Annotated in this window: 31 protein-coding genes; 14 read left to right on the plus strand and 17 right to left on the minus strand. The window is 46.5% G+C overall.

What is annotated here, in order from left to right:
* Positions 1–60: 60 nt before the first annotated feature.
* From WQ57_RS03430 to WQ57_RS26490, 4 genes are all read right to left on the minus strand, one after another.
* Positions 61–1320, minus strand: coding sequence for a Ger(x)C family spore germination protein (locus WQ57_RS03430; RefSeq protein WP_046522331.1), 1260 nt, complete (start codon positions 1318–1320; stop codon positions 61–63).
* Positions 1295–2404 carry a GerAB/ArcD/ProY family transporter gene (locus WQ57_RS03435; RefSeq protein WP_046522332.1) on the minus strand — a complete coding sequence of 370 codons (1110 nt, stop codon included), beginning with the start codon at positions 2402–2404 and terminating at the stop codon, positions 1295–1297. The genes WQ57_RS03430 and WQ57_RS03435 overlap by 26 nt, the downstream gene beginning before the upstream one ends.
* Positions 2401–3951 carry a spore germination protein gene (locus tag WQ57_RS03440; RefSeq protein ID WP_052948631.1) on the minus strand — a complete coding sequence of 517 codons (1551 nt, stop codon included), beginning with the start codon at positions 3949–3951 and terminating at the stop codon, positions 2401–2403. Before WQ57_RS03440 ends, WQ57_RS03435 begins: the two co-directional genes overlap by 4 nt.
* 121 nt (positions 3952–4072) lie before the next feature.
* The gene (locus tag WQ57_RS26490; RefSeq protein WP_046522506.1) at positions 4073–4273 is read right to left on the minus strand and encodes a hypothetical protein; all 201 of its coding nucleotides are present in this window, start codon (positions 4271–4273) and stop codon (positions 4073–4075) included.
* A gap of 138 nt (positions 4274–4411) precedes the next feature.
* On the opposite strand from WQ57_RS26490, the gene WQ57_RS03450 reads away from it, so the two are divergent.
* The gene (locus tag WQ57_RS03450; protein ID WP_046522333.1) at positions 4412–5422 is read left to right on the plus strand and encodes a potassium channel family protein; all 1011 of its coding nucleotides are present in this window, start codon (positions 4412–4414) and stop codon (positions 5420–5422) included.
* Here WQ57_RS03450 and WQ57_RS03455 read toward each other — a convergent pair.
* From WQ57_RS03455 to WQ57_RS03465, 3 genes are all read right to left on the minus strand, one after another.
* A complete protein-coding gene (locus WQ57_RS03455) occupies positions 5414–5815 on the minus strand; it encodes a YugN-like family protein (RefSeq protein WP_046522334.1) in 402 nt (133 codons plus the stop codon). The two genes, WQ57_RS03450 and WQ57_RS03455, sit on opposite strands and share 9 nt — an antisense overlap.
* Before the next feature lie 250 nt (positions 5816–6065).
* Positions 6066–7415: a glucose-6-phosphate isomerase gene (locus tag WQ57_RS03460; protein WP_046522335.1), complete on the minus strand. Its 1350-nt coding sequence runs from the start codon at positions 7413–7415 to the stop codon at positions 6066–6068.
* Between the two features lie 173 nt (positions 7416–7588).
* Complete coding sequence (locus WQ57_RS03465) at positions 7589–8752, minus strand: iron-containing alcohol dehydrogenase (protein ID WP_046522336.1); 1164 nt, start codon at positions 8750–8752, stop codon at positions 7589–7591.
* A gap of 171 nt (positions 8753–8923) precedes the next feature.
* Here WQ57_RS03465 and WQ57_RS03470 point away from each other — a divergent pair, with 171 nt between their 5' ends.
* Positions 8924–9160, plus strand: a complete 237-nt coding sequence (locus tag WQ57_RS03470) for a DUF378 domain-containing protein (RefSeq protein WP_046522337.1) — start codon at positions 8924–8926, stop codon at positions 9158–9160.
* 105 nt (positions 9161–9265) lie between these two features.
* Here the strand turns inward: WQ57_RS03470 and yugI are convergent, their stop codons facing one another.
* Positions 9266–9643 carry a S1 domain-containing post-transcriptional regulator GSP13 gene (gene yugI, locus WQ57_RS03475; protein ID WP_046522338.1) on the minus strand — a complete coding sequence of 126 codons (378 nt, stop codon included), beginning with the start codon at positions 9641–9643 and terminating at the stop codon, positions 9266–9268.
* Between the two features lie 206 nt (positions 9644–9849).
* Here yugI and WQ57_RS03480 point away from each other — a divergent pair, with 206 nt between their 5' ends.
* Positions 9850–10056, plus strand: a complete 207-nt coding sequence (locus tag WQ57_RS03480) for a helix-turn-helix domain-containing protein (RefSeq protein WP_046522339.1) — start codon at positions 9850–9852, stop codon at positions 10054–10056.
* Positions 10057–10163: 107 nt separating this feature from the next.
* On the opposite strand, the gene WQ57_RS03485 is transcribed toward WQ57_RS03480, so the two are convergent.
* Positions 10164–11336 (minus strand): aminotransferase, encoded by a 1173-nt coding sequence (locus WQ57_RS03485; RefSeq protein WP_046522340.1) that lies wholly within the window; start codon positions 11334–11336, stop codon positions 10164–10166.
* Positions 11336–11836: an Lrp/AsnC family transcriptional regulator gene (locus tag WQ57_RS03490; protein ID WP_046522341.1), complete on the minus strand. Its 501-nt coding sequence runs from the start codon at positions 11834–11836 to the stop codon at positions 11336–11338. The genes WQ57_RS03485 and WQ57_RS03490 overlap by 1 nt, the downstream gene beginning before the upstream one ends.
* 175 nt (positions 11837–12011) lie before the next feature.
* Between WQ57_RS03490 and WQ57_RS03495 the strand changes: the two genes are divergently transcribed.
* Both WQ57_RS03495 and WQ57_RS03500 read left to right on the plus strand, forming a co-directional pair.
* Entirely contained in the window at positions 12012–12860 is an 849-nt protein-coding gene (locus WQ57_RS03495; RefSeq protein ID WP_046522342.1) for an alpha/beta fold hydrolase, read from the plus strand.
* A gap of 130 nt (positions 12861–12990) precedes the next feature.
* Positions 12991–14160, plus strand: a complete 1170-nt coding sequence (locus tag WQ57_RS03500; protein ID WP_046522343.1) for a MalY/PatB family protein — start codon at positions 12991–12993, stop codon at positions 14158–14160.
* Positions 14161–14206: 46 nt separating this feature from the next.
* On the opposite strand, the gene WQ57_RS03505 is transcribed toward WQ57_RS03500, so the two are convergent.
* Together WQ57_RS03505 and WQ57_RS03510 are read right to left on the minus strand one after the other, a co-directional pair.
* On the minus strand, positions 14207–14407 hold the full coding sequence (locus WQ57_RS03505) for a hypothetical protein (RefSeq protein WP_046522344.1): 201 nt from the start codon (positions 14405–14407) through the stop codon (positions 14207–14209).
* Positions 14408–14496: 89 nt separating this feature from the next.
* Positions 14497–15198: a peptidylprolyl isomerase gene (locus WQ57_RS03510; RefSeq protein ID WP_046522345.1), complete on the minus strand. Its 702-nt coding sequence runs from the start codon at positions 15196–15198 to the stop codon at positions 14497–14499.
* Positions 15199–15327: 129 nt separating this feature from the next.
* Between WQ57_RS03510 and kapB the strand changes: the two genes are divergently transcribed.
* Positions 15328–15708, plus strand: coding sequence for a kinase-associated lipoprotein KapB (kapB, locus tag WQ57_RS03515; RefSeq protein ID WP_046522346.1), 381 nt, complete (start codon positions 15328–15330; stop codon positions 15706–15708).
* A gap of 71 nt (positions 15709–15779) precedes the next feature.
* Here kapB and kapD read toward each other — a convergent pair whose 3' ends face one another.
* Positions 15780–16400, minus strand: a complete 621-nt coding sequence (gene kapD, locus WQ57_RS03520; protein ID WP_046522347.1) for a 3'-5' exonuclease KapD — start codon at positions 16398–16400, stop codon at positions 15780–15782.
* A gap of 215 nt (positions 16401–16615) precedes the next feature.
* The gene (locus WQ57_RS03525; RefSeq protein WP_046522348.1) at positions 16616–16825 is read right to left on the minus strand and encodes a hypothetical protein; all 210 of its coding nucleotides are present in this window, start codon (positions 16823–16825) and stop codon (positions 16616–16618) included.
* A 224-nt stretch (positions 16826–17049) separates the two neighbouring features.
* Between WQ57_RS03525 and WQ57_RS03530 the strand changes: the two genes are divergently transcribed.
* From WQ57_RS03530 to WQ57_RS03565, 8 genes are all read left to right on the plus strand, one after another.
* On the plus strand, positions 17050–19452 hold the full coding sequence (locus tag WQ57_RS03530) for a Na+/H+ antiporter subunit A (RefSeq protein WP_046522349.1): 2403 nt from the start codon (positions 17050–17052) through the stop codon (positions 19450–19452).
* The gene (locus WQ57_RS03535; RefSeq protein ID WP_046522507.1) at positions 19452–19874 is read left to right on the plus strand and encodes a Na(+)/H(+) antiporter subunit B; all 423 of its coding nucleotides are present in this window, start codon (positions 19452–19454) and stop codon (positions 19872–19874) included. Before WQ57_RS03530 ends, WQ57_RS03535 begins: the two co-directional genes overlap by 1 nt.
* A complete protein-coding gene (locus WQ57_RS03540) occupies positions 19874–20215 on the plus strand; it encodes a Na(+)/H(+) antiporter subunit C (RefSeq protein ID WP_046522350.1) in 342 nt (113 codons plus the stop codon). The genes WQ57_RS03535 and WQ57_RS03540 overlap by 1 nt, the downstream gene beginning before the upstream one ends.
* Entirely contained in the window at positions 20208–21689 is a 1482-nt protein-coding gene (locus WQ57_RS03545; RefSeq protein WP_046522351.1) for a Na+/H+ antiporter subunit D, read from the plus strand. The genes WQ57_RS03540 and WQ57_RS03545 overlap by 8 nt, the downstream gene beginning before the upstream one ends.
* A 6-nt stretch (positions 21690–21695) precedes the next feature.
* Positions 21696–22172 (plus strand): Na+/H+ antiporter subunit E, encoded by a 477-nt coding sequence (locus WQ57_RS03550; RefSeq protein ID WP_046522352.1) that lies wholly within the window; start codon positions 21696–21698, stop codon positions 22170–22172.
* Entirely contained in the window at positions 22172–22456 is a 285-nt protein-coding gene (locus WQ57_RS03555; protein WP_046522353.1) for a Na(+)/H(+) antiporter subunit F1, read from the plus strand. The genes WQ57_RS03550 and WQ57_RS03555 overlap by 1 nt, the downstream gene beginning before the upstream one ends.
* Positions 22440–22805 carry a monovalent cation/H(+) antiporter subunit G gene (mnhG, locus tag WQ57_RS03560; RefSeq protein ID WP_046522354.1) on the plus strand — a complete coding sequence of 122 codons (366 nt, stop codon included), beginning with the start codon at positions 22440–22442 and terminating at the stop codon, positions 22803–22805. The genes WQ57_RS03555 and mnhG overlap by 17 nt, the downstream gene beginning before the upstream one ends.
* A gap of 188 nt (positions 22806–22993) precedes the next feature.
* The gene (locus tag WQ57_RS03565) at positions 22994–24142 is read left to right on the plus strand and encodes an FAD-dependent monooxygenase (protein ID WP_052948633.1); all 1149 of its coding nucleotides are present in this window, start codon (positions 22994–22996) and stop codon (positions 24140–24142) included.
* Between the two features lie 70 nt (positions 24143–24212).
* Here WQ57_RS03565 and WQ57_RS03570 read toward each other — a convergent pair whose 3' ends face one another.
* From WQ57_RS03570 to WQ57_RS03580, 3 genes are all read right to left on the minus strand, one after another.
* The gene (locus tag WQ57_RS03570) at positions 24213–24593 is read right to left on the minus strand and encodes a hotdog fold thioesterase (protein ID WP_046522355.1); all 381 of its coding nucleotides are present in this window, start codon (positions 24591–24593) and stop codon (positions 24213–24215) included.
* Positions 24594–24623: 30 nt separating this feature from the next.
* On the minus strand, positions 24624–25229 hold the full coding sequence (locus WQ57_RS03575; protein WP_046522356.1) for a DedA family protein: 606 nt from the start codon (positions 25227–25229) through the stop codon (positions 24624–24626).
* Between the two features lie 204 nt (positions 25230–25433).
* Complete coding sequence (locus tag WQ57_RS03580) at positions 25434–25655, minus strand: hypothetical protein (RefSeq protein WP_046522357.1); 222 nt, start codon at positions 25653–25655, stop codon at positions 25434–25436.
* Positions 25656–25697: the final 42 nt, after the last annotated feature.

The following is a 25697-nucleotide window of genomic DNA, read 5'->3' on the forward strand; positions in this document are numbered from 1 at the left end:
GTGTACAGAAAGACCATGGGTACACAACCCCAAATAAAGAAGTTTAAAGCAGCATCCATCTTAATCCCTTATCCCCTCGTATGTTGGTATTTTCGGCTGTCTGCCGAACTCCCCAAAACGTAGCTTAACATCGACTTCAATATCCATGCGCGGGTAGGTTTTCATCCAGTCGAACGCCATATACTCCTTCAGGGTTCTGAATTCCTTCCTGGCATAGAGGGACCAGCCAAAAGGCTCTGCCTTGTACTCTTCCTGCGTTTTGTTCACTACATCCTTTACCTGAGCTGCAATTTCTTTTTCAAGGTAACGGCGGATCTTATCTATTTTCTTTTTATTTTCCGCGGGGTTTTCCATGCCCGGGTCACTCATCACCTCCGCCACGAGCGGGAGAGTGACACGTATTTTTGGTGGCTGTTTATTCAAGTCCAAGTGAACATCGCTATCCTTTACCTTTTTTAGTCTAATCGCCATTTGATACCCTTCCATAAATGGATCCGGATAGGTGCTGAGAATATCGGTAGCTTCAAATGCCCTATTAATCAACATGACAATCCTATTCTCCACACCGGTGAAGGTTCCAATCATTTGACCTTCGAGAAACACCGCGGCACCAAGAAATTGGGCATTATTTGTTTCCCCTTCAAATTTCATTTCACCCGCAAGAACATTATTTTCATTCGCGCGAAACTTGTCTTTATCCTTTTTAACTTCAGTTGTCACATACATTCCAAGAAATAAATTGGCGTCTTCTTCCGTAATCCTAAAAAAGTGGTGAAGCTGGGAGTCCGGGATCAGTCCTGTCTCAATTCCGCGATTCACCATGTTTTCATAAAATTTATGAGGCCGCGTAAGCATCGTCGGTTTGTTATTGGTGAAAAAATCCGAGGCCCTTTCCTTGCTGACCATTAAATAGGCATTTCGCTTGATTTCGCGGTCTTTGCTGGCATTATAAAGGAAACGGATAAAGTCCTTTTCCCTGGCAAGTTCCTCCGAAACGACAAGAACCTGAAGCAGGTCATAGGAGATTTCCCTTGCAATCACAGCATTGGCTGTATTCCTGACAGAAATCAAATCCGAAGAACGGATGGTAATGGTCTGCATGCTGGGCTCCTGGCTCCCTCCGCCCTGCTGGGATATTCCTGCTTCTGCATTGGCGATAAGATAGGTAACTTCGATTTTCCCGCTCGCCTCGGCTTTGTCCATGCCCATGCCAATCACAAACACTTTTTTATCAAGACCCGTCTGGTCCCAGCAGCCAGGCAAAATAAAGAGTGCTGCAAGCATGATGACGATATTAATGATTTTTAGTAGATGTCCCATTCCTGAAGTCCCCCCTTAGTTTGGCAGCCAGCCACATGAAGCAGGGTGATAGAAAGAATATAGGGCTCAGCCATGTCAAAAGCAGTTCTCTTAATTGAGGGATCCTGTAAACCGATATGGTCGAAGCATTACCCAGTGCAACGATTAGAACAGCCATCAGCGGAACGAGGTACTCAAAGTCCTTGATTTTAAATATCCCGCCGAACAAGACCACCACCAAGTACAAATAAACGGAAAAGCGTATAAACGCGGCAACCAGCCAAAAAGGAAGGAAAATACTCTCCACATTTGTTAAAAACCCTATAGAAATATAGCGGATTGTTTCATGAAATGGATATTTCAGCACTTCAATTGATGTAAAATCAAAAAGCATGACAAACAGGACAAGTGAGACGGTGATTTCAACTGCCCCTATCCCAAAGCCGATCAGTGTCCCCCGCTTATATTCCTTGAAAGTGCCGACGAGGGGAGCAATCAGGGCAAGGAAAAAAATGTCGGCAAAAATGGAAAGATTGCTGCCAGCTGTTTTGACAATTTCCCCTATCCCCGGCCCCCAAAGCGGAAAAATCAGTTCGGGTATTCCCTGGATGAATGTGATCCCCAAGGCAACAAGGAGGGTGACCTTAATGTAGAAATATGCGAGCCAAGCTGTGCTGCCAATATGCTCAATCCCCCTTTTTGCCCCATAGGCACAGACTATAAACAAGACAACGTAAATGGCAATCAGCGGTGTTCTTGAAAAATACATTGTCCCGATGATGTCTACATATCTCTCGGAGTCAACAACCACAAAGCTGAATCCTATAGCAAGCAGGACTAACGAGAACAAGTTTCCGAGAACTTTGCCAAACAGATGAAGGTTGACTTCATGAAGATTTTTTCCCTTATGGGCCGACATCACTTTTAGCAGCAGAAGAATGGGAATGATGGAGAGAAGGGTCATAAGCAAGAGTGAAATCCAGGCAGAGTTTCTGGCTGTGCTGTACAATATGCTGGGAGTATCATCCGAAAGCTTGCTCCCAATTGTCAATCCAATGATCGCGACATATTCCCTGATGCCAATCTTCCCTTTGGTTTGTTTCATTTCACTGCTCCATTGCCTTTTTTATTGATATCGACTGGTTTTAAGTATCCCGGCCGCAGGGATTCCTGTGTCAATAGCTTACGGAAAATAGTATCCTTTGAAGATACATAGTGGGGGGACATAGGTGCAAGAAATGGCACCCCAAACGACTTTAAGGATACAAAATAATACATTCCCAAAGTAAATAAAGTTGTCATTCCATAAATGCCGAACAGTCCGGCAGAAAAGATAAACATGAACCTGATGATCCTTAGGGCAAAATTCAAGCTAATATCACTGATTGTAAAAGAACTCAGACCACTGAGCGCAACCACAATAATAACGATGGGGCTGATGATGTTTGCCTCTACAGCAGCCTGTCCAAGAATAAGGGCGCCTACAATTCCAATCGTGGGTCCCATGGGATTTGGCACCCTCAGTCCTGCTTCACGGATGAGCTCGAACGCAATTTCCATAAGCAAAATTTCAATTAGAACCGGAAACGGTACCTTCTCCCTTGTTCCGGCAATGGCCAAAAGAAGATCAGCCGGAATCATTTCAGCATGATAGGTGGTGACCGCAATGTAGATGGCTGAGATAAAAATGGTTATGAACATCGCAATCATCCGCAGCACTCTAATAAAATTGCCGAAAAAGAATCTCAGGTAATGATCCTCGGGAGTATGGAAAAACGACCAGAAAGTGGCCGGAAGAATCAGGCTGTCCGGGGAATTATCCATAATCAGGACGATATGCCCGTCCTCGATAAATGATGCAGCCCGGTCCGGTCTTTCAGACAGGAGCACACTGGGAAACAGCGAAAATTTTCGTTCTTCTATATATTGCTCCAGAAGAGACAGGTTTTGAATCGCATCGGCATTCAGATTGTTCAGCCGCCCCTTAATATTTTCCACAAGCTGGTTATCAGCCAAATTCCGGATGTATAAAATAAACACGTCGTTTTTTGAGCGCTTCCCAATCGTTACAGTCTCGGCGACTAAGGCTTCGTTTTTTATCCGCTTCCGGAGGAGTGACAAATTTACGATCGCCTTTTCAGTAAAGGCTTCCTTAGGGCCTTTTATAAGCACCTCTGTCTCAGCCGATTCGACCGACCGGCCCTGGAAGTTGGCACATTCAAACGCGTAGGCAGCAGGCTTTCCCTCGAGAAAAATCACAGCGTTGCCTCTGTTGACATTCTCGACAACTTCTTGTATTTGCGTGACGGCCGTTACATTCTGTGTATAAATGATTTCTTCAATCCCTGCATCAGGGTCCTTATTGAGCAGCAGTGGACGCAGGGCACTGTCCTCGATCGTTCTGACGTCCGTGATGGAACTGATGAAAAAGACAGCGGCTTTCCGCCCCTTTCCTCCCAGTTTGATTTCCCTGACCTTCACATCACGGTTATCGGGAATGCGATAGATTTTTTTCATCAAGTCGATATTTTCGTCAATGAGCCACGAGATGGTCTGCTCTTTCCAGCTGCTTTGTTCTTCAAGTGTATTCCTTGATTCCACAGGCTTTATTTTCTTCTTGCTTCGCGCGATTTTATTGAGGAAATTAAACATGGCCGCCCCACCTCCGTTCCATGCAGAATCAAAATTTGGTATACAGTTAGATATTTACCAAATCCTTCTTTTTTATGAAAATAAAAAAGAGGCTGATGACAGCCTCCTATTTGTTAACCCCTTATCTCCAGCTTTTGCTGAACAAGGTTTTGAACCCTAAATATAACAAGGCGAACACGAAAATAATGATAACAAGGACAGCGACAACTTCAAAGAAAGAGACCAGGCCGGCGCCTAGCAAGGCAACACCTGAAGCGGTTAATTTCAGCAGGGCAAAGCCTGCCAGAATACACGCAAAGAATAGCAGCGCAGTGTTAAACATTTTCATCCCTCCTTGCTTCACACTATGCCAAAGCCCCCGGGTGGGTTTGGACATTGGCCCAAGCTGGAGGAATCTTTCCGTTTCCATTTTATGTTTGCTGGCGATACTGAACAATAAAGAAAAAAGGGGATGGTTCACTTGCCACAGCATCTTTATATCCGGTTCATCAGGCTGCCGCTGCTTTTGAGGATTCTCCTCATTACTTCCCTGTTAATCTGCTTGTTCGGACTGTTCATCCATTTGATTGAACCGGAAAATTTTCCGACCGTCTTCGATGGGGTCTGGTGGGCGATCATTACCGCCTCGACGGTGGGATACGGGGACTATGTTCCTTTGACAATGGCCGGCAGGCTGGCCGGAATTGTCCTCCTGTTTATCGGGGCAGGTTTTCTTTCGACTTATTTTATTACCCTTTCCACTGCTGCTGTCACGAAACAGGAAGAGTATATTAAGGGCGGGGCCGACTACAAAGGGAATGGGCATTTGGTGGTGATCGGCTGGAATGAGCGTTCGAAAGCGATTATCGGTTCTTTATCCAAGTCTCATCAGCATATCCTCCTCATTGATGAAACCCTTAACAGCAACCCCATGCCTTTTCACCATGTGCATTTTATTAAAGGTAAGGCACTTCAGGATGAGGTTCTCCTGCAGGCAAATATTACTGCTGCCGCAAAGGTCATCATAACGGCCGACCAGAATCTTGATGAACTTCAAGCTGACATGAACAGCATCCTGACCCTGCTGGCAGTGAAAGGACTTAATCCTGATGTAGGGTGCATTGTTGAAATCCTGACCAAGGAACAGCTGAATAATGCGAAACGGGCAGGAGCCGATGAGATTATTAAAACCAATAGCCTGACAAGCGCGATTTTTCTTGACAGCATCCATTCAACTGGAATGGTAAATCCACTTTCCGATCTCCTCGATGAGCTGGCCGCACAAAAGCTCGAATACCAGCCTGGAAGCCCGGAGACACTTGGGAAAAACTTCAAGCAGGCCCACCTGTTTTTATTGTCTGAAGAGACTCTCCTCCTCGGCATAAAAAAAGGGAATGACCTTTATGTCAATCCCACCAATGGCATCAAAATTGAAAAGGAGGACCAGCTTCTCGTTATTACAAACAAGCATAAACTTCCCGGTTCAAAGTAAGGCGTTTTCCGCATCCTTTAAAAGGGTCTGGCCAATTTTCACAAAACGGTCCGGCACATCCCCATCCTTTTCGACAGGCTCGGAAAACTGGTTGAAGGATGCATTGGAGTTGTCTACATGCGCATGGTCATCCATGCCTTCCTGATAAACATGTCCAAGCAGGAAAGGGCGGCTGAATTGCACAACGCAGTTTTTGGCATCCAGTTGTCCTTCGACCGCAGTAAAAGGTAGCCGCAGAAATTGATAGCCCGGTTCGTCAGACATTTTATAATCAAATGAGCCTTGGTCATAATCCCAATTTCCGCCAATGGAGTAGCCCATCGGTTTTAATGTCTGCTCCAGCTGGTAAAGATCAAATCGTTTTCCTTCAAGCTGAGATGATAGTTCAATCATTTACATTCTCCCTTTCTTTTTCAATAGTCTTTGCCAAAAGGGAAAATTTCATCAAGCAAAAAAGAGTGCCAGTTTTCACTGGCACTCTTTTTAAAAAATCGAAAGAATGAATTGAGACACTTAGATAACTGTCTAGCTCCACCGCCTAGCACCTCGAGTCATAAGCCACTCCAAAATTGAAGGCAAAGAACGCCTTCTATTCTGGAGCGTCTTATGCTGGTCGGGGCTGAGCAAGGCGCTTACGCTTTTCCTATTTAAGACGCTTTTCAAGCTCGGCTTTCTTTTCTTCAAACCCTGGCTTTCCAAGGAGTGCAAACATATTGACCTTGTACGCTTCAACGCCAGGCTGGTCGAACGGGTTGACTCCAAGCAGGTAGCCGCTCATCGCGCAAGCCTTCTCGAAGAAATAAACAAGGTAGCCGAAAGTATATTCATCGAGCTGAGGAATGGTCACCACCAGGTTTGGCACGCCGCCATCGGTATGGGCAAGCAATGTTCCTTCAAACGCCTTGTTATTGACAAAGTCAACACTTTCGCCGGCGAGATAGTTGAGGCCGTCCAGGTCGTTGTCCTCTGCTTCGATGGTCAGTTCGTGACGCGGGTTATCAACCTTGATAATTGTTTCAAACAAATCCCTGCGCCCTTCCTGGACATATTGTCCCAGGGAATGCAGGTCGGTTGAGAAGTTGGCGGAAGAAGGATAAACACCTTTTTGGTCTTTTCCTTCGCTTTCGCCAAACAGCTGTTTCCACCATTCGGAAAAGTACTGGAGCGAAGGCTCATAGTTGATCAGCATCTCAATTGTTTTACCCTTGTTATAAAGGACATTCCGCACAGCTGCGTACTGGTAGGCAGCGTTCTCTTCAAGTTCGGATTTCCCGAAATCTTCCTGCGCTTGTGCTGCGCCTTTCATCATCGATTCAATATCGGCTCCGCTGACAGCGATTGGCAGCAAACCAACAGCAGTCAGGACGGAATAGCGCCCGCCTACATCATCAGGAATCACAAAGGATTCATATCCCTCTTCATCGGCAAGTGTCTTAAGCGCTCCTCTTGCTTTATCGGTGGTTGCATAAATTCGCTTCCTGGCTTCTTCTGCACCGTATTTTTCAATCAGCAATTTGCGGAAAATACGGAATGCCAGCGCAGGTTCTGTCGTTGTTCCTGATTTGGAGATGACATTGATGGAGAAGTCCTTTCCTTCAAGCATGTCCATCAGGTCTCTCATATACGTGGAGCTGATATTATTTCCTGCAAACAGGATTTGCGGAGTCTGTCTCTTTTCGTTTGGAAGAGAGTTATAAAAGCTATGCTGCAAAAATTCAATTGCCGCGCGAGCCCCCAGATAGGAACCGCCGATTCCGATGACAACGAGCACTTCTGAATCGCTCTTGATTTTGGCAGCCGCTTTCTGGATGCGGGAAAACTCCTCTTTATCATAATCAGTCGGCAAGTCAACCCAGCCGAGGTAGTCGCTGCCCGCTCCTGTCTTTTCATGCAGGGAATGATGGGCTACTTTCACAAAATCCCTCAAGTATGTAACTTCGTGTTCGCCAAAAAAGCTAAGGGCTTTTGAGTAATCAAAACGAATATGTGTCATGGCTGATCCTCCATTGTATTGTTTTCTTCTATCACTTTACCCAATGGTGGGACAAGAATCAAGAATCATCCAACTTTGTAACCGTGTTCACATGTTAAATCTTTTCGTCAAAATTCTATATTTTTTGTCGAAAAAGGGGCCAGTCAGTATAACACTGCTGGCCCTCTTATCGATTATAGAGACATTTTGTATATTTTCAGGACATCTTCCCGATTCAACTTGGTGAAGTTGCCAAATTCACCATTCACCATTGCCTTATCAGCCATGACGTCAAGCTGGCTGTCATCAATATCATAATCTGCCAGACGTGAAGGAGCACCGATGCTATTCCAGAATTCCCGGAGTTTTTCGATTCCTTCCAAGCCGGCTTCTTCATCCGTCTTCCCTTCAGGATTCACGCCAAAGACACGGACTGCCAATTTCTTAAACCTTTCAGGCTTGACTTTGATATTGTGTTTCATCCAGTTCGGAAACAGGATCGCCAGCCCACCGCCATGCGGAATATCATAAACAGCCGAAACAGCGTGTTCAATATTGTGTGTGGCCCAATCTCCCCGGTAGCCCATGGACAGCATCCCGTTCAGAGCCATCGTACCGCAGTACAGGATGGTTGCACGGTGCTCGTAATTTTCGAGGTCCTCCAGCAGCTTTGGAGCCGTCTCCATCACTGTAAGCAGCAGCCCTTCGCACATACGGTCCTGGAAATCCGTATTTTCAGCCTGGTGGAAGTAATGCTCAAACACATGGGACATCATGTCGACAATACCGTACACTGTCTGGTCCCTTGGGACTGTGAACGTATTTACCGGGTCAAGGATGGAGAACTTCGGAAAAGTCACCGGACTTCCCCAGCCGTGCTTCTCTTTCGTTTCCCAGTTGGTAATCACCGAACCCGCGTTCATTTCCGAACCAGTCGCTGCTAGCGTCAGCACCGTGCCAAACGGCAGGGCTTCATTGGCCGTTGCCTTCCTGGTTACGATATCCCAGGCATCACCCTCATATTTTGCCCCTGCTGCAATCAGCTTTGTACAATCAATCACACTTCCGCCGCCGACCGCAAGCAGGAAGTCAATTCCTTCTTCCTTGCAGATTTGCACACCTTTATGGACAGTCGACAAGCGGGGGTTAGGCTCTACTCCCGGCAGTTCGAATACGGTGGCCTGTATTTCCTCAAGCTGCTTTAGCACATCCTCGTACAGCCCGCTGCGTTTGATGCTGCCTCCGCCGTATACCAGCAGAACCTTTTTCCCATAGCTGGGTACTTCTTTTTTAAGCTGGTCAAGCTGGCCTTTTCCAAAAATAAGCTTGGTTGGATTTGCGAATACAAAATTCTCCATATTAGTCACCATCCTTCATTCCTATTATGTTTCAAGTGCCAGTTCATTGCAAAATTTTAGTATGGCCCAAAAAGCAGAAACCTTTCTGGTAAAAAATCAGGGAAGTGCATGCATATTTCTGGGAAAATGGTTTAACCTAAGCCTGACCCATTTTAAAAGGAGGAATCCCACTTGAGTACTCTGCAACGAATTGCATTAGTTCTTACCATTATCGGCGCCATTAACTGGGGATTGATCGGTTTCTTTCAATTCGATCTTGTTGCCTCTCTCTTTGGCGGACAAGATTCAGCCCTTTCAAGGATTGTATACGGCCTGGTCGGCCTTGCAGGACTGGTTAACCTTGGATTGCTGTTCGCTCCAAGTGAGAGGGAAGAAAGACAAACCCAATCCGAGCCTTCAAGATCATAACGTAAAACAAAAATCCGCCAAGTGGCGGATTTTTTGTTTTTGCAGTTAATTAGTAGACCGAAAAATACCACAGCACTCGGGTGCTGTGGCAAAATTCTGGAATGATTACATTTTTGACTGTGCGATCCATTCCTGAAGCTTGTCTTTCAATGTGTTGAATCCCTGGGAATCTTCATCCTGGCTGATAATGGCTGCTGGACGCTTGCGAGGCCTTTTTGGCTTGTTTGCCTGCTCAGGGGCTTCTTCCGTTGCACGGATGGATAGGCCGATTTTACCTGCATCTTCGTCTACAGATAAGACTTTCACCTTAATTTCGTCCCCAACCTTCAGGTGTTCGTTAATATCCTTTACATACCCATGAGTGATTTCGGAGATATGAACCAGCCCCTGTGTATTTTCGTCCAATGCAACAAATGCTCCATAAGGCTGTATTCCAGTAACCTTTCCTGTTAATACACTGCCTGTTTCGATCTTTTCTGACATAAGAACACTCCTAGTTTTCATTTATTTTTATCCCATTTATACGCAATAAAAAATTATATCATATAAACCTTATAGTTTCAAAAAAAGATTAAGAAAGTTTGCCGGCAAAACTAAACGGAGTTAACCAAATATTCACTTAAAGGGGATAATCCCCAGGATTTTTATGGTAAAATTAAGTAATAACGGTAAAGGAGAGGTGAAAGAAGATGTCTGCAGTCGGTGCTAATATCAAATCAATTCGCGAGCAGCGGGGCATGACGCTTGAGGAGCTGGCCCTAAAGGCCAGAGTGGGAAAGCAGACGATTGAAAAATACGAGACGGGGACCAAAACCCCTGATAATCAAACACTCTTAAAACTGGCGACGATTCTTGACGTTCCGGCTTCGGAACTTTATCTTGAAAAGTTATCATAATCCTGTACTTTCAATGTATAAAATGGGTGGATATGGAAATCCTTTTATCATAAGGCTTTCTAGTATTCCCCCTTTTTAAAGGGCAGCCAATCTTGGCTGCCCTCTTTTTATTTTGTGTTTTTCTCGAGGAAGCTTCGGATTCTCCTGACGGCCTCCTGCAGCTGCTCCATTGACGTCGCATAGGAACAGCGGATATAACCCTCCCCGCTTTCGCCAAAAACATTTCCGGGGACAACGGCCACCTTTTCTTCCATCAGCAGCTGTTCCGCAAATTGTTCCGAGGTCAAACCGGTTGCCTGGATGGACGGAAACACATAGAAAGCCCCGCCGGGAAGATGGCAGTCCAGGCCCATTTCATTGAACGAGCTGACCATATAATTGCGGCGGCGGCGGTAGCTTTTCCGCATTTCCTCCACATCACTGCTTCCGCTTCTTAATGCTTCGAGACCGGCATACTGGGCCATGGTCGGTGCGCACATCATCCCGTACTGGTGAACCTTCAGCATGGCCTCTGCAATGTATTGGGGAGCGCAGACAAACCCGAGGCGCCAGCCGGTCATGGCGAATCCTTTTGAAAAACCGGAAACAAGGATAGTCCTCTCTTTCATGCCTTCGATGGCAGCCATGCTTGTATAGGCCCCATCATAGGCCAGCTCAGCATAAATTTCATCCGATAAGACGAGAAGGTCATGTTCTTTCGCAATAGCGGCGATCTCCCGCAAATCATCCTCCTCCAGCAATGTGCCAGTAGGGTTATTCGGAGAACAGATCATGATTGCTTTTGTTTTATCCGTAATCGCGGACTTCAGCGTGTCTCCTGAAATTTTAAAGCCATTGTCTTTGGCAGCCTGTACATGCACCGGCTTTCCCCCGGCAAGGACGACAAGCGGACTATAGGAGACAAAGCATGGCTCCACGATGATCACTTCGTCCCCCGGGTCAAGAATTGACCTCAAAGCAATGTCAATAGCCTGGCTGGCGCCTACGGTTACTATTATTTCACTTTCAGGCTTGTAGGCAACTTGAAAGGAGTTTATAAGGTAGGAGGCGATTTCCTGGCGCAGCTCCAAAAGCCCGGCATTTGCGGTATAGGAGGTGTATCCCTGTTCAAGTGATAGAATCGCCGCTTCGCGAACGCTCCAGGGGGTAACGAAATCCGGCTCTCCAACCCCCAGTGAAATAACCCCCTCCATTCCGGAAGCAAGATCGAAAAAGCGGCGGATGCCCGATGGTTTTAATTCTTCAACTGTTCGAGATAAGTAGCTTTTAGTCGTTTTCATTACGGTGACACCACAATCCGTTTATCGTCCTCTTCCGGTTCGAAAATGGTGCCGTCATGCTTGTATTTTTTTAGAATGAAATGAGTCGTTGTGGAGATGACAGAATCAAGTGTGGAAAGCTTTTGCGATACAAATCTTGCAACATCATTCATCGACTTTCCTTCAATGATGACGGACAGGTCATAGGCGCCTGACATAAGGTACACGGATTTCACTTCCGGAAAGCGGTAGATCCTCTTGGCAATGTCATCAAATCCAACGCCTCGCTTCGGAGTGACTTTGACATCAATCATTGCCGTCACCCCTTCATGACCCTCGATTTTAGACCAGTCGATCACCGAGGTATACCTGACAATCACCTTGAGCTGCTCCAGTTTTCTCAGGATTTCTTCTGTTTCTTCTATTGCAAGGCCAGACATGGCGGCAAGGTCCTCATTGGAGATTCGCGAATTCTTTTCAACAATTTCTACAACTTCTAATTCCTTGGCAGTGAGCTGCATAAAATCCTCCTCAGCTTTAAAATACAATTATTATATCAAAATTGTCTGAAAGAGCGATAGCAGGAGATTATGGATATTTATCCTTTTTCCTGGTCCGATAGCAAGGATTACTGCAAGTGTAAATGAATGGAAATGGGGAAAAGTAAGGGATAGTTCATAATCAGGAGTGGTCAAAATGGAAGCAAACAGCTTTGCAGCAAGCAAGACCGTGGCAGGAATCGACATTTATTACGAATATTATCAACACCCTGCCTCCAGGGATACGATTGTCCTTATCCATGGCTTTCTCTCCTCCCTCTTCAGCTTCAGGCATCTGGTACCGCTTTTAAAAGAGGACTACAGTGTGATAAGCGTCGACCTGCCTCCGTTTGGCAAAAGCGGGAAGAGAACAAGCTATGAATATTCCTATAAAAATCTGGCCAGGACACTTACCGAGCTAATGGACGGCCTGAACATTTCTACATACACAGTGATTGGGCATTCAATGGGTGGCCAAATCGCGTTGAACATCCTCCGCCATTTTCCGGGCAAGGCCAGCAAAGCGGTACTCCTGTGCAGTTCCGGGTACCTGAAACCTGCTGGACGGGCATTGATGCTAAGCAGCCGTTTGCCATTATTCCACCTTTATGTCAAATATCACCTCGGGCGTTCGGGAGTGGAAAAAAACTTGAGGAATGTGGTCCATGACCATTCTTTGATTGATGATGAGATGAGGGAGGGGTATTTGGCACCCTTCATGGACAATGGGATTTTTAAGGGTTTGACAAGGATGATACGCGACAGGGAAGGAGACCTTCCACAGGAGGCACTTCGGCAGATCCAGACTCCTTGCCTTCTGATCTGGGGAGAACATGACAAAGTCGTTCCATTAAGCGTCGGCAAACGCCTTGCGCGGGATCTTCCACAGGCAAACCTCATCGTCCTTGAAGATACAGGCCATCTCGTGCCTGAAGAACGGCCCGAGGAAGTTGCCAGCCACATCCGGAAATTCATAGGAGAACCTCTTCAACAAACAAACAGATGACATTCATTCAGGATTTAAATAAGCCTCAAATTCAGTCCTGGAATATCCATGACTGTATTTTTTCACTTTTTTGTTCATCTAATTTATCATGAAGATAGTGCAATTTATAATGACTTGGGATGGTGGAATAATGGGAAGTTATGATTTCAATCAAAACATTGACAGGAAAAGTACGGCATCCGTTAAATGGGAGATGGTAAAGCAGGTTTTTGGCGAGGAAGATGTTCTTCCGATGTGGGTGGCAGATATGGATTTTCTCCCGCCCAGGGAGGTTGTAGAGGCCATAAAAAACCGTGTCGACCACGGTATTTATGGTTATACCTTTGTGCGCCAGGAGGCGGGCGAGGCTGTGGCCGGCTGGCAAAAGAAACGCCATGGCTGGGATATCGATCCCTCCTGGATTGTTTACAGCCCCGGCGTAGTGCCGACCATCGCGCTCGCAATCCAGGCCTATACCGAACCGGGTGACAAGGTCATGCTGCAATCACCTGTTTATACGCCTTTCTTTGACATGGCAAAGGTTAATGGCAGGACGGTCGTCAACTCCCAGCTGAAGCTGATTGGTGACACCTATGAGATTGATTTCGAGGATTTTGAACAGCAGCTGAAGGATGGCGTAAAGCTTTTCCTTCTGTGCAATCCGCATAATCCGGGCGGCCGGGTGTGGCGGGAGGAAGAACTTATCAAAATCGGTGATTTGTGCCTGCAGTATGGATGCCTCATTCTGGCAGATGAAATCCATTCTGACCTTGTCTTTAAGCCAAACAAGCATATCCCGATTGCCTCTATAAAAGAAGAGTACAAAAAAATTGTGCTGACCGGCATTGCGCCTAGCAAAACCTTCAATATAGCAGGCCTTCAGTCATCAGCCGTTGTCATTCCGGATAAGGAGCTTCGCCGGAAATTCACAGAGCAGCAAAAGATGCAGGGATTTTTCTCCCTTAATGTATTTGGGATTACAGCAATGGAAGCGGCTTACCTTCATGGAGAACCCTGGCTTGAGGAGCTTCTTGTGTACCTGAAGGAAAATACCGGCGAAGCTGTGTCCTTTATTAAAGCGGAGCTGCCGGATATTAAGCCTGTGGTTCCTGAGGCTACCTATCTTTTGTGGCTCGATTGCCGGCAAACCGGGTGGTCCGACGAGGAAATCAAAGAACGCCTCCTAAAAAAAGGCAAGCTGGGGCTCAACCTTGGCACTGGATACGGACCTGGGGGAGAAGGGTTTGTGAGAATGAACCTCGCCTGTCCTCGCGAAATCTTAAGGGAAGGCTTAAATCGGCTGAAGATTTCATTCACTTAACGCAAAAACGAAGGTGCCTTAAACGGCACCTTCGTTTTTGCATTATTTATTCCCGCTCCGCCATTTGGCGCTGTAGCGCTTTTTCATATTCCTTTGCTTTCTCCGCCTCCTTCTTGGAGTGGCGGATGACAAACTTCATTGTCAGCATGGCGAGTATGGTAAAAGCAATCAGCCACAACGCGGCAGGCAGGTATTCGGATTTATCTTCCGGAAAATATAGAAACAACGACAAAACGAACCAATTCATATAAACTTCCTTTCTTTATGACGTCAGTCCTTATTCTCCTTATTATACGCCCGGACAGCCCTCATTCCAAGCCACAACCCGCAGTGGCGCTATTCGATCACGGTGATCGATTCAATCACAACATCCTCTACAGGCTTGTCTCCTGCCCCCGTTTCCACTTCTGCAATTTCATCGATGACTTCCATTCCTTCAATAACTTGGCCAAATACGGTATGGGCTGTATCCAGGTGAGGCGTTCCTCCATTTTCCTGATAGGCCTCGGCAATTTCATCGGGATAGCCCTGCAGTCCGCCATTCAGGGAGCTGCTCTGCACGATGAAAAACTGGCTGCCATTTGTATCCGGCCCCGCATTGGCCATCGACAAGGCTCCGCGAAGGTGGTAGAGATTTGGCGAAATTTCATTTTCAAATGGTTCACCGTATATGCTCTCTCCGCCCATTCCAGTTCCTTCAGGGTCTCCTCCCTGTATCATGAAGTCTTTGATGACCCTATGGAAAATCAAGCCGTCGTAATAGCCGTTTTCACTGTGGGTGATAAAATTTTCAACAGCCTTTGGGGCATGTTCGGGGAACAGTTTAATCTTTACGGCACCATGCGAAGTTTTCATCTCTACAAGCCTTTCATTGTCAGCCACTTCCGGTGACAGCTGAGGGAAACCTCCAGAGACCTCCACTTTTTCTTCCGGATCGGCGCCCGTACCTGTCCCGGCTTCGTCCGTATTTTTTTCGCCGCTTGTCCCGCAGCCTGCCAGCAGAACCAGGGACAACACTAACAGCAATAGTTGTTTCATCCTGTCTTCCTCCAATGTTTTTGCGGAAGTCCTGAGGCTCCCGCTTTGTTTTTGGCATCCTATGCTCCATAATATAAACGAGGATGGCTATAATATCCAGTTGTTTTTTACCTGAGAGGAGAGAGTAGCATGAGTGAAATCAAGATAGGTGACCATGTAACAGCGATATACAAAACCGGAAAATATGCAGGCGAAGTCACCGATATCCGGCCTGAGCATTACCTTGTCCGCATCCTGGCTGTCTTAAAGCACCCTATGCAAGGAGACCTGCATAACCCCCGGGAAGCGGAAGTGAGCTTCTTCCATGAGCGCAGGGCGCTTGCCTTCCGCGAGCAGGCGAATATTCCCAGGAAAATGGTGAAACCTTTGGATGGCGGGATGCCAGATTACCAGGAATCGTTGAGGGAAGCTGTCACCCATTTTAAGGAGCCTCTCGAAAAGGATTCCTCTCCGTGGGCTATTGCCAGCCTAAAGTGCATCGAGAGCCTTGAGAAAGACTACTTCAAATAGGAAGGACAGCTGACGCCCTGGGCCGAATCGCACCAAAAAAGCCAGATTGCTCAGGAGAGTGATCTGGCTTTTTAGGCAAATTTATTGAACAGCTTTGAAAAGTCGACTCTGTCTCCAATCGTTGTAGGCTGCGGCTTTTGCAAATATTGCTTATCTTTTTCAACCAGCTTGTAAATATGGTAGGTGGTCAGCGCATCGTCAAGTGCCCTATGATGCCTTCCTGTCCCTTCACGGCCATACTCCTGTACCGCCTTCCAGAGTCCCGTCTGGTTCTGGTCCCCAAAGAATCGCTTATACTCCATTGAGAGATCCACTTCACGGCCATTAAGCGGAAACTCGGCTCCCGCCTGCTGACAATTGTGGCGAAGAACCTTCATGTCCATGTTTCCCCACGTAATGACTAAGCCTGGACGCTGACTTTCCAGTGCCTTTAATTTAAGAACCAGCTCGTGGAAAGAAATACCTCCATCCACCTGCTTTTGGGTGATATTCAAAAATGACCTGCATCTCTCGGTCAACACAGGGAAGCGTACTGGTACAACAAAGGAAGAAAACTGCTCAATGATTTGCCCTTTTTCCACCAGGACAATACCCGCTTCAATAATCTCCTGGTAGAACCCCCTCCTCTTGCTGTGGCGGTCAGGCATGGTAAATTCAAAGTCAATAAAGATTGCCCGTTCCTTTTCCCTCATTCTCTCCCAACTTTCCTCAAAACTTTTGCCCAGCAGCACTTGCAATATATTTTTACTATTATATCACGAAATCGGGTTAGTTTTTTTACTTTTCTGCATTTTTTAAGTGGACACAAAAAAATTTTTCTACAAATTTTTTAAAGAATTATAGAACCTTTTACAGACTTGGACGTATAACAAAAAGAGGCTGAACTTGGTTCACCCTCTTTTTGGTGTTATTCGGGAGAAACAATTTTGACATACTCCCTTGGCGCAAAGACTCTCGGCCTTTTTTCTTCTGCTTCGACGGCACCAGCCTGCTGGATTTGAAACGTTGGGTCGCCGTCAGCTGGTCCGGCTGTGCCGCTGTTTTGCCGATCAAGCACAAACGCACCTGCCAGCAGCATGAAAAAGATTGAAAGGCAAGCGGTGACTTTTTTAAACATGGCACATCCCTCCACCTATAGGATGCCGTTTTGGCGTGCCTTTTATACTTCTTAGCGTCTGAGCAGTCGAGCATGCATGGCTTTTGGATTTTACGGTATAATGTGTTTGGAACGCCAGGTGAGGAATGATTCCTGCGCTGTTTGCCAAAGCCAGCTTTGGTTAAAATAAACGGAGAGTCTTAAGCAGGACGAATTTACTATTGCATTTAAAGGAGGTTATGTACTTGTCTTTGCTTCATCTTGCCATTATTTCTCCATTAATATTGGCACTATTCATTCCATTAGTACATAAGACAGTTTCAAAAATCCATACCGGCTGGTTTCTGCTGCCGCTTCCTGTTGCCCTGTTCGCCTATTTCCTGTCCTTTTTGGGAGACGCAATAGGCGGACAAGCCATTATGGAAACATTGGCATGGATTCCATCCCTGGGAATTGATTTCAGCGTGAGAGTAGACGGGCTGGGTCTCCTATTTGCCCTTCTGATTACTGGGATCGGTTCCCTCGTTGTCCTTTATTCCATTTACTACCTTTCTATGGAAAAGGAAAAGCTTAACCAGTTTTATGTATATTTGCTTCTATTTATGGGAGCAATGCTCGGAGTGGTCCTCTCCGACAACTTTATCGTCCTGTATGCCTTTTGGGAATTGACAAGCTTCTCGTCTTTCCTGCTGATCGGCTATTGGAACCATCGTGAACGTTCGCGCTACGGAGCGCAAAAATCGATGCTGATTACCGTATTTGGCGGTTTAGCCATGCTCGGGGGAATCATTCTCCTCTACCTGATGACTGGAACGTTCAGCATTTCGGCTACAGTCGCCATGGCTGGCGATATTGTCGGACACTCCCTGTTCATCCCTGCCTTGATTTGTATCCTGCTTGGCGCATTCACAAAATCGGCCCAGTTCCCATTCCATATCTGGCTGCCCGATGCGATGGAAGCACCGACTCCAGTCAGTGCTTACCTGCATTCGGCTACGATGGTAAAAGCAGGAATATACCTGGTTGCAAGGCTGACTCCGGTCTTCGCTTTCGAAGGCCTGTGGATTTGGCTTGTTGGAGGCATCGGACTGTTGACCTTGTTCTGGGGCTCCTTCTCGGCGGTCAAGCATACCGACCTGAAAGGAATCCTTGCCTACTCCACCATCAGTCAGCTTGGTTTAATTATGTCCTTGCTTGGTGTGGGAGCAGCGGCCCTCCATTTCCCGGAGATGGAAGATGGCTACTTTGCCGTTGCCGTCACGGCTGCGGTATTCCATTTAATCAATCATGCAACGTTCAAGGGAAGTTTGTTCATGGTGGTCGGAATTGTCGACCATGAAACCGGTACGCGTGACATCCGCAGGCTCGGCGGTTTGATGACGGTTATGCCTATCACGTTTACCCTGGCATTGATCGGTTCCTTTTCAATGGCCGGCCTACCGCCATTCAATGGATTCCTGAGCAAAGAGATGTTTTTTACCGGCATGCTCCGCGCCCAGGAAATCGGACTGTTCAATATGGAAAGCTTTGGTTTGCTCTTCCCTGTTGTTGCCTGGGTCGCAAGCGTATTTACGTTCCTGTACAGCATGATTATCGTGTTCAAAACATTCACAGGGAAATTCCAGCCTGAAAAGCTAGAGGTAAAACCTCATGAAGCACCGATTGGGATGCTGATTTCTCCGGTGATTCTTGTTTCTTTAGTTGTCATTATCGGGTTGTTTCCGAACCTCGTCGCACCGTTGATTGAATCTGTCATGGCTTCCATCCTTCCGCCGCTGCTTGCAGCTGGCCATGATTTCGATGTGCATATCTACCATTGGCACGGTCTTTCTCCGGAATTGTTCATGACAATCGGCGTCATCCTGGCGGGTATCCTGCTTTATAAATTCATGCCAAAATGGGCAGGCATATACAACCGCATGCCGGAAAAATTCTCCCTGAATTCGTTTTATGACAAAGGGCTTGAGAACATCCAGCGAGGTGCCGCAAAAATTACTGACGCTTATATGACGGGGTCAATCCGCTCGTATCTGCTTTATATTTTCACCTTCTTCATCCTAAGCCTGGGGATCACCTTGTTCCTGAAGGATGCTTTTGTATTGGATATGTCCCATGTGGCCGAAATCCGCGCGTATGAGCTTGTGTTAGCCGTGATAACAGCTGTTGCGGCCATTTCCGTGCTGTTGGCCAAATCAAGACTTTCGGCGATCATTTTATTGGGAGCTGTCGGTTATTCGGTTTCCCTCTTTTATGTCGTTTTCAGGGCGCCTGATCTGGCCTTGACCCAGCTGGTGATAGAAACGGTATCAGTAGCGCTTTTCCTGCTGGCTTTTTATCATTTGCCAAAGCTGGGCAAAAATATAGAAGATACTCGTTTTAAAGCTGGCAATCTCATCATCTCAATTGGTGTTGGAGCAATTGTGACTCTGATTGCTCTGTCAGCGCACAGCAGCAAGATGTTTGATTCCATTTCCCAATACTATATTGAGAATACTTATAAAAAAGCAGCCGGGGAAAACATGGTCAACGTGACGCTGGTTGATTTCCGCGGATTTGATACACTGTTTGAAATCACCGTTCTGGGAATCGCAGCTTTGGGAATCTACTCCCTAATTAAGCTGCGCATGACAAGGGGGAGAGAACAATGATGAAGACAAATAATCTCATTTTGCAGACCGCAACAAAGATTTTGTTGTTTGTCATCGTTTTGTTTTCCATCTATATGTTTTTTGCCGGGCACTATGAGCCTGGCGGCGGGTTTATCGGAGGCCTGATGACTTCTGGGGCAATTGTTCTCCTGTTGATCGCCTACGATATCAAAACAGTATCAAAGGCCCTGCCGTTCGATTACAAAAAGGTCGTAGGTGTCGGCCTCCTGTTTGCCACAGGCACAGCGGCTGGAGGGCTTTTATTCGGAAAGCCGCTGCTTACTCACTGGTTCACCTATGTAGACCTTCCACTGCTGGGGAAAACTTCGCTGCATACAGCAGTCTTGTTCGACATTGGTGTGTACCTCGTCGTCATCGGAACCACGATGACCATTATTCAAACGATTGGAGAGAGCGAATAATGGAGATAGTCATGTCATTACTGATTGGAATTCTTTTTATGTCTGCGACATATCTCATGCTTTCCAAAAGCCTGCTGAGAGTGATTGTCGGGACAGGGTTGCTCAGCCACGGAGCCCATCTGCTAATTTTGACCATGGGCGGCCTGAAGACCGGAGCTGCTCCTCTTCTTGGCCAAAATGCTGAATCCTATACCGACCCGCTCCCGCAAGCATTGATTCTGACAGCGATCGTCATCAGCTTTGGTATAACCGCTCTTTTCCTTGTAGTTGCCTACCGCAGCTATCAGGAACTAGGAACAGATAATTTGGAGCTTATGAGAGGAAAGGAAGGAAATGAATAGTCTAATTGTCTTACCGTTACTAATCCCCTTGTTTACCGGGACGATCCTGATATTCTTTGCTAAAAACACTCTAACTCAGCGCTGGATCTCCGCTGCCGGTTCCATTCTAATGATTATCGTCTCGTTATGGCTGGCAGCCACGGTATATAACGAGGGCATTCAAACCATGAATCTCGGGAACTGGGAAGCACCTTTTGGGATTACCCTCGTTTCTGATATGCTTTCAGCCCTGCTGGTCGTCACGACAAGCCTGATCGGTTTTGTCTGTCTGCTTTATTCCTTCCGGTATATAGAAAAGGAACGGGAAGAACATTTTTATTACCCTGTCTTCTTCTTCTTGCTTTTAGGAATAAATGGGGCTTTTACTACAGGGGACATTTTTAACCTTTTCGTCTTCTTCGAGGTTATGCTTATGTCTTCCTATGTTCTGCTTGTGTTGGGCGGAACGAAGATTCAGCTGAGGGAGACAATCAAATACTTGCTTGTCAATGTGATTGCATCCGCGTTGTTTGTTATCGCTGTGGGATACCTTTATTCCGTTGTTGGTTCACTCAATATGGCACATATTTCTGTACGGCTTGCTGAGATGGGGCAATCAGGAATCATAACGGTCATTGCTGTCTTGTTCCTGATTGTATTCGGGGCCAAAGGCGCCCTTTTCCCGCTTTATTTCTGGCTGCCAGGGTCCTATTACGCTCCGCCCGCTCCCGTACTGGCCATGTTCGGAGCTTTATTGACAAAAGTGGGGATTTACTCTATAGCCAGGACCTATACTTTACTATTTAACCAGGATGTCGGCTTTACGCACGGGCTATTGGAAGTACTGGCCATCCTTACAATCATCGTGGGTGTTATCGGAGCGATCGCCTTTTCCGATATCAAAAAGATTATCATCTATAACATTATTGTGGCCGTCGGTGTCATTCTCTTTGGTGTCGCAACGTTCACGCAGGAATCGCTTGCCGGGTCCATTTTTTATATCATTCATGACATGAATATAAAAGCCGCTTTGTTCCTGCTCATAGGCATCGTCATTAAAATAACCGGGACTTCAGACATGACGAAAATGGGCGGTCTCATTCACAGGTTTCCTGCCCTTGCCTGGACCTTCTTCATCGCTGCGGCTGCTTTGGCTGGTATCCCGCCATTGAGCGGTTTCCCTGGCAAAGTCCTAATCATCTCATCCGGATTTGCCAACGGAAACTACTGGGGAGCTGCCGTTGTCCTTTTGTCTAGTTTGTTCGTTCTGTTCTCTGCAATGAAAATCTTCATGAATGTGTTTTGGGGAAAGCCAGAGACTTATGCAAACCAGGAAAAAGTTCCTGTCAAATGGCTGCTGGCATCTCCAGCCATCCTGACTGTTTTTGCAGTTCTATTTGGATTTGGCACCGAGGCGCTGTATCCGGTTATCATGAATGCTGCCGAGACCCTGAGCAATCCGGAAATCTATATCAATGCTGTGTTAAAGGAGTAGGTGGCTATGGCATTTCAAATTTTGTTGAATTTCGTTCTCGCTTTTGTATGGATGTTCCTGAAAACCAGCTACACTCCGGCTACATTCATTGTGGGCTATTTCTTTGGCCTGCTGATCCTTTTTTTCTTCCGTGGATTTTTCCAGACCCGTTTTTACCTTAAGCGTGTTTACGCAATAATTCGGCTTGTGCTTATTTTTATCAGGGAATTGATTTTGTCCAATCTTGCTGTCCTCAGGCTTGTCCTGAAGCCAAAATTGGATATTCGGCCCGGTATTTTCGCCTTGCCGATTGAGCTGGAGCGGGACTGGGAAATCCTCCTGTTATCCAATTTGATAACCCTGACGCCTGGAACACTAGTTGTCGATGTGTCTCCGGACAACAAAACACTTTATGTACATGCTGTCGATATTGATGATTTAAATGATGCGGTGAGCAGCATTAAAAACTCGTTTGAAAAAGCCATTATGGAGGTGAGCCGATAATGTTTGAAATTCTTCTATACATAGCATTGTTCCTGATCACGGTGGCGATGTTCGGGCTCATCTACCGGGTCATAAAAGGGCCGACGACTCCTGACAGAGTCGTTGCCCTGGATGCTTTGGGAATCACTCTAGTAGCTGTGATTGCCATTTTATCAATCATCCTGCGCACAAATGCCTTTTTGGATATCATCCTGCTGATTGGAATTTTGGCGTTCATAGGGACGGTAGCCTTTTCCAAATATCTTGAGAAAGGAGAGGTCATCGAAAATGACAGCAATTTATGAAATTATTGTCATGCTGTTTATCCTTTCTGGTACATTTTTGACTCTGGCAGCCACTTTTGGGGTGATTAGGCTCCCCGATATTTATACCCGAAACCATGCCGCTTCCAAAGCGACCACTTTGGGAGCCATGCTAATCCTGCTCGGAGCGATGTTCTACTTTCTCTTTTTTGAAGACCATTTTAACTCCCGGCTCGTACTTGCCATTTTGTTCATTTTCATGACAGCTCCGGTATCCGGACACCTAATTGGCCGGGCAGCCTACAATTCCGGAGTCAAGCTCTGGAATAAGAGTGTTGCTGATGAGCTTGCACGAGACCGAAAAAAAATGAAACAAGGAAAATCGATCTAATTGCAAAGAAGCTTTCCGAAGACCGTTCAAATGGACGTGATTCGGAAAGCCTTTTTTATTTTCTTGAAGATTTTTTGACAGATTGCATTCAAGAGATGAATTTACCGATTGTTCGAATTTTATCCATATCCTGCTATTTCCCTCCATCGTATAGTATAGATAGCAAACTGCGAGGGGAGGAACACAACATGACTGGCGATAGGGTTGCGATTATTGGCGGAGGTATAGGGGGAATGTGCACGGCACGTGCCTTGCAAATCCGGGGAATAAAGGCAGAAGTTTATGAAAAAGGCACACAATCCAACTTGGCATCAGGTCCCGGGCTTATTCTTGGCGGCAATGCATTAAAAGCCCTCGATGCCCTTGGCGTCGGCACGGACATTCGCAAAGCTGGAGTGAGTACAGACAGCTTCACCATTTATTCTGAATGGGGCAGGTCGATTGCAGACCTAAACTGCCGGTCACAAAAGGACTCTACTGCTTTCCTGTTCATTCTGCCCGAAGATTTCCATGCCATCCTTAAAGCTTCACTCTCTCCCGGCACCCTCCATTATCAGAAAGAGCTGATCGACTTTGAGGACAATAACCACGATATTCATTTAACCTTCCAAGATGGAACAGCCACCACCTTTGACTTTCTCATCGGCTGTGACGGCAAACATTCATTTCTCCGCGCCAGACTCCTGCCTGACATAAAGCTGAAATTCTCTGGATATACAGCTTGGCGGGGAGTCCTTGACCCGGATAACGATGCCAGGGGATTGTATACCGAAACATGGGGGCCAAGGGGGCGGTTCGGCACCGCTCCACTTCCGGACGGGAAACTATATTGGTATGCGATAAAAAAAGTCGCCCAGGATGGATCGTCATACGAGAAATGGGCCTCGCTTGATCTGCTCTTCAATTTTTTCTCCTATCATGAACATATTCAGAGAATTCTCGAAAAAACGGAGGATGAACGTATTATCAGACAAGATTTGTATGAACTGGAGCCGCTTCGGCAATATTTGGTTGGCAGGGTCCTGCTGCTGGGAGACTCCGCGCATGCGGCCTATGCCGATTTGGGCCAGGGAGCTTCACAGGCCATTGAGGACAGCATCTGCCTCGCCAAGTGGGTGAAGCAGGACCGGCCTCTAAAGGAATCGTTCAGGCACTATGAACAGGAAAGGCTTGTCAGGACCAGCCGGGTGGCCCAGGAAATGAAGCTGTTCAGGAAAACAGCACAACTTGAAAAGCCCTTGCTATGCATCCTTCGGAATATTTTGCTGAAACTATTGCCCTCCAGGTTCCATGAAAACAGGCTGAAAAACCTTTTTGAAATAGAAACGTCCAACTAGGAAAAGCCGTCGGATCCAGGAATTTCTTAACCTTGAATAAAAAATCCGGGACTGCTTCCCGGATCCTTTTTTACTTATTGACCTTTATCACCGCAATGGTGCACCTCGACACACAGACAAGCTTGGACTCTTCGTCTTCTATTTTAATTTCCCAGACCATGGTGGTCCTTCCTTGATGAAGTGCGGTTCCCGTAGCTGTTACGATCCCATCCCTCTTCGCGCGGATATGGTTGGCGTTGATTTCGAGGCCAACAACCGCCTCTTTTTCCTTATCGACAAGCTCATAAGCACCCACGCTTGCCACCGTCTCCGCAAGAGCCACGGATGCCCCGCCATGAAGAAGCCCAAACGGCTGGCGGGTACGGTCATCAACCGGCATGGTTGCGACAACCCTTCCTTTTTGCAATTCAATAATTTCAATTCCTAGTGATTCCAGCAGTGTTTTTTCCATCTTTTTGTATCCCCCCGTAAAATAATCAACCTATCTTCCAATGGCCCTTGGCCTGTTTCGAACCTTCCTGCGGACAAGCCACATTGCCAGCACTGCAAAGACAGCTATGGCAACGAGCCCAAACTCCTTCCCGTATTTTAAAATCATCGCACTATGGTCCCCAAAAAGATAGCCAATCGTAAAAACGATTGTGAGCCACACTAACGCCCCTGTATAGGAGAAAAGGGCAAACACCCGGTAAGGCAGTTTACTAAACCCATACAGAAGCGGAACAAAGTTCCTCACACCGGGTATAAAATAACTGAGTGTGAGGGAAAACGCATGGTATTTTTCCATAAAAACAAGGGATTGGCTGATGCTTTTTGAAAAGCGTTTCCGTTTTTCCATGAATTTCAGCAATCTCCTGCCCAGCAGGCGGCCAAGCAAATACAGCGTTGTTAAAGCAGCCACTATTCCGAGATATGTAACCAGGAAAGCCGCTGCAGGGTGAAGCACTTTCATGGCAGCCGCAAACCCGACCGTCAGTGTAAACACCTCATTTGGAACAGGAACGCCAAAGACTCCCATCCAGAGCCATAAAAACAGGCCAAGATAACCTTTTTCATCGAGAATGCCCATGATGAGATCCAAGTCCATGCCATCTTCTCCTTCATTCAGCTTTCCAGTTATGAGGAATATATTATAAGGTTATTATTTATCAGTTCGCTATATCCTTCCTAAATCCTTTTTTCACTGGTTTCAATTTTTTACCCATCTTTTGCGATTTGGACACTTCCCTTTAAGGAGTGCAAGGATAAAAAAACAGCTCCTCTGTGTGAAGAGCTGTTTTCCTTCCTTCTATTACCAGTAAGGATATCCTCCATATCCTGGTCCATATCCTGGTCCATATCCCGGTCCATATCCGTAACCATATGGAACCGGCGGGTAGGGATAAAATGGCCTTGGCCTGACCAGAGCACCTCCTAAAAATCCGCCAAGCAATCCGCCCAGGAACGGTGCGCCAAAGAAAAGGCCTGGTCCAAAAAATCTGCTGTCTTGGTATGGTGTTCTCATAGGATGCATTTCGGGTTCCCTCCTTCATAAAGTAGAAATGCCTTCCCTACT

The organism is Mesobacillus campisalis (assembly GCF_000986785.1).
Classification (GTDB): domain Bacteria; phylum Bacillota; class Bacilli; order Bacillales; family Cytobacillaceae; genus Mesobacillus_B; species Mesobacillus_B campisalis.

Bases quoted from the DNA above. Each gene is read 5' to 3' on its own strand.
- WQ57_RS03510 (WP_046522345.1), bottom strand. From the start codon at position 15,198: ATGAAACAACTATTGCTGTTAGTGTTGTCCCTGGTTCTGCTGGCAGGC.
- WQ57_RS03505 (WP_046522344.1), bottom strand. From the start codon at position 14,407: ATGAATTGGTTCGTTTTGTCGTTGTTTCTATATTTTCCGGAAGATAAA.
- WQ57_RS03575 (WP_046522356.1), bottom strand. From the start codon at position 25,229: ATGGACTTGGATCTCATCATGGGCATTCTCGATGAAAAAGGTTATCTT.
- mnhG (WP_046522354.1), top strand. From the start codon at position 22,440: ATGACAGCAATTTATGAAATTATTGTCATGCTGTTTATCCTTTCTGGT.
- WQ57_RS03465 (WP_046522336.1), bottom strand. From the start codon at position 8,752: ATGGAGAATTTTGTATTCGCAAATCCAACCAAGCTTATTTTTGGAAAA.
- WQ57_RS03435 (WP_046522332.1), bottom strand. From the start codon at position 2,404: ATGAAACAAACCAAAGGGAAGATTGGCATCAGGGAATATGTCGCGATC.
- WQ57_RS03570 (WP_046522355.1), bottom strand. From the start codon at position 24,593: ATGGAAAAAACACTGCTGGAATCACTAGGAATTGAAATTATTGAATTG.
- WQ57_RS03460 (WP_046522335.1), bottom strand. From the start codon at position 7,415: ATGACACATATTCGTTTTGATTACTCAAAAGCCCTTAGCTTTTTTGGC.
- WQ57_RS03550 (WP_046522352.1), top strand. From the start codon at position 21,696: ATGGCATTTCAAATTTTGTTGAATTTCGTTCTCGCTTTTGTATGGATG.
- WQ57_RS03500 (WP_046522343.1), top strand. From the start codon at position 12,991: ATGGGAAGTTATGATTTCAATCAAAACATTGACAGGAAAAGTACGGCA.
- WQ57_RS03535 (WP_046522507.1), top strand. From the start codon at position 19,452: ATGAAGACAAATAATCTCATTTTGCAGACCGCAACAAAGATTTTGTTG.
- WQ57_RS03555 (WP_046522353.1), top strand. From the start codon at position 22,172: ATGTTTGAAATTCTTCTATACATAGCATTGTTCCTGATCACGGTGGCG.
- kapB (WP_046522346.1), top strand. From the start codon at position 15,328: ATGAGTGAAATCAAGATAGGTGACCATGTAACAGCGATATACAAAACC.
- WQ57_RS26490 (WP_046522506.1), bottom strand. From the start codon at position 4,273: ATGTTTAACACTGCGCTGCTATTCTTTGCGTGTATTCTGGCAGGCTTT.
- WQ57_RS03430 (WP_046522331.1), bottom strand. From the start codon at position 1,320: ATGGGACATCTACTAAAAATCATTAATATCGTCATCATGCTTGCAGCA.
- WQ57_RS03480 (WP_046522339.1), top strand. From the start codon at position 9,850: ATGTCTGCAGTCGGTGCTAATATCAAATCAATTCGCGAGCAGCGGGGC.
- WQ57_RS03485 (WP_046522340.1), bottom strand. From the start codon at position 11,336: ATGAAAACGACTAAAAGCTACTTATCTCGAACAGTTGAAGAATTAAAA.
- WQ57_RS03440 (WP_052948631.1), bottom strand. From the start codon at position 3,951: ATGTTTAATTTCCTCAATAAAATCGCGCGAAGCAAGAAGAAAATAAAG.
- kapD (WP_046522347.1), bottom strand. From the start codon at position 16,400: ATGAGGGAAAAGGAACGGGCAATCTTTATTGACTTTGAATTTACCATG.
- WQ57_RS03495 (WP_046522342.1), top strand. From the start codon at position 12,012: ATGGAAGCAAACAGCTTTGCAGCAAGCAAGACCGTGGCAGGAATCGAC.
- WQ57_RS03580 (WP_046522357.1), bottom strand. From the start codon at position 25,655: ATGCATCCTATGAGAACACCATACCAAGACAGCAGATTTTTTGGACCA.
- WQ57_RS03455 (WP_046522334.1), bottom strand. From the start codon at position 5,815: ATGATTGAACTATCATCTCAGCTTGAAGGAAAACGATTTGATCTTTAC.
- yugI (WP_046522338.1), bottom strand. From the start codon at position 9,643: ATGTCAGAAAAGATCGAAACAGGCAGTGTATTAACAGGAAAGGTTACT.
- WQ57_RS03525 (WP_046522348.1), bottom strand. From the start codon at position 16,825: ATGTTTAAAAAAGTCACCGCTTGCCTTTCAATCTTTTTCATGCTGCTG.
- WQ57_RS03565 (WP_052948633.1), top strand. From the start codon at position 22,994: ATGACTGGCGATAGGGTTGCGATTATTGGCGGAGGTATAGGGGGAATG.
- WQ57_RS03540 (WP_046522350.1), top strand. From the start codon at position 19,874: ATGGAGATAGTCATGTCATTACTGATTGGAATTCTTTTTATGTCTGCG.
- WQ57_RS03545 (WP_046522351.1), top strand. From the start codon at position 20,208: ATGAATAGTCTAATTGTCTTACCGTTACTAATCCCCTTGTTTACCGGG.
- WQ57_RS03490 (WP_046522341.1), bottom strand. From the start codon at position 11,836: ATGCAGCTCACTGCCAAGGAATTAGAAGTTGTAGAAATTGTTGAAAAG.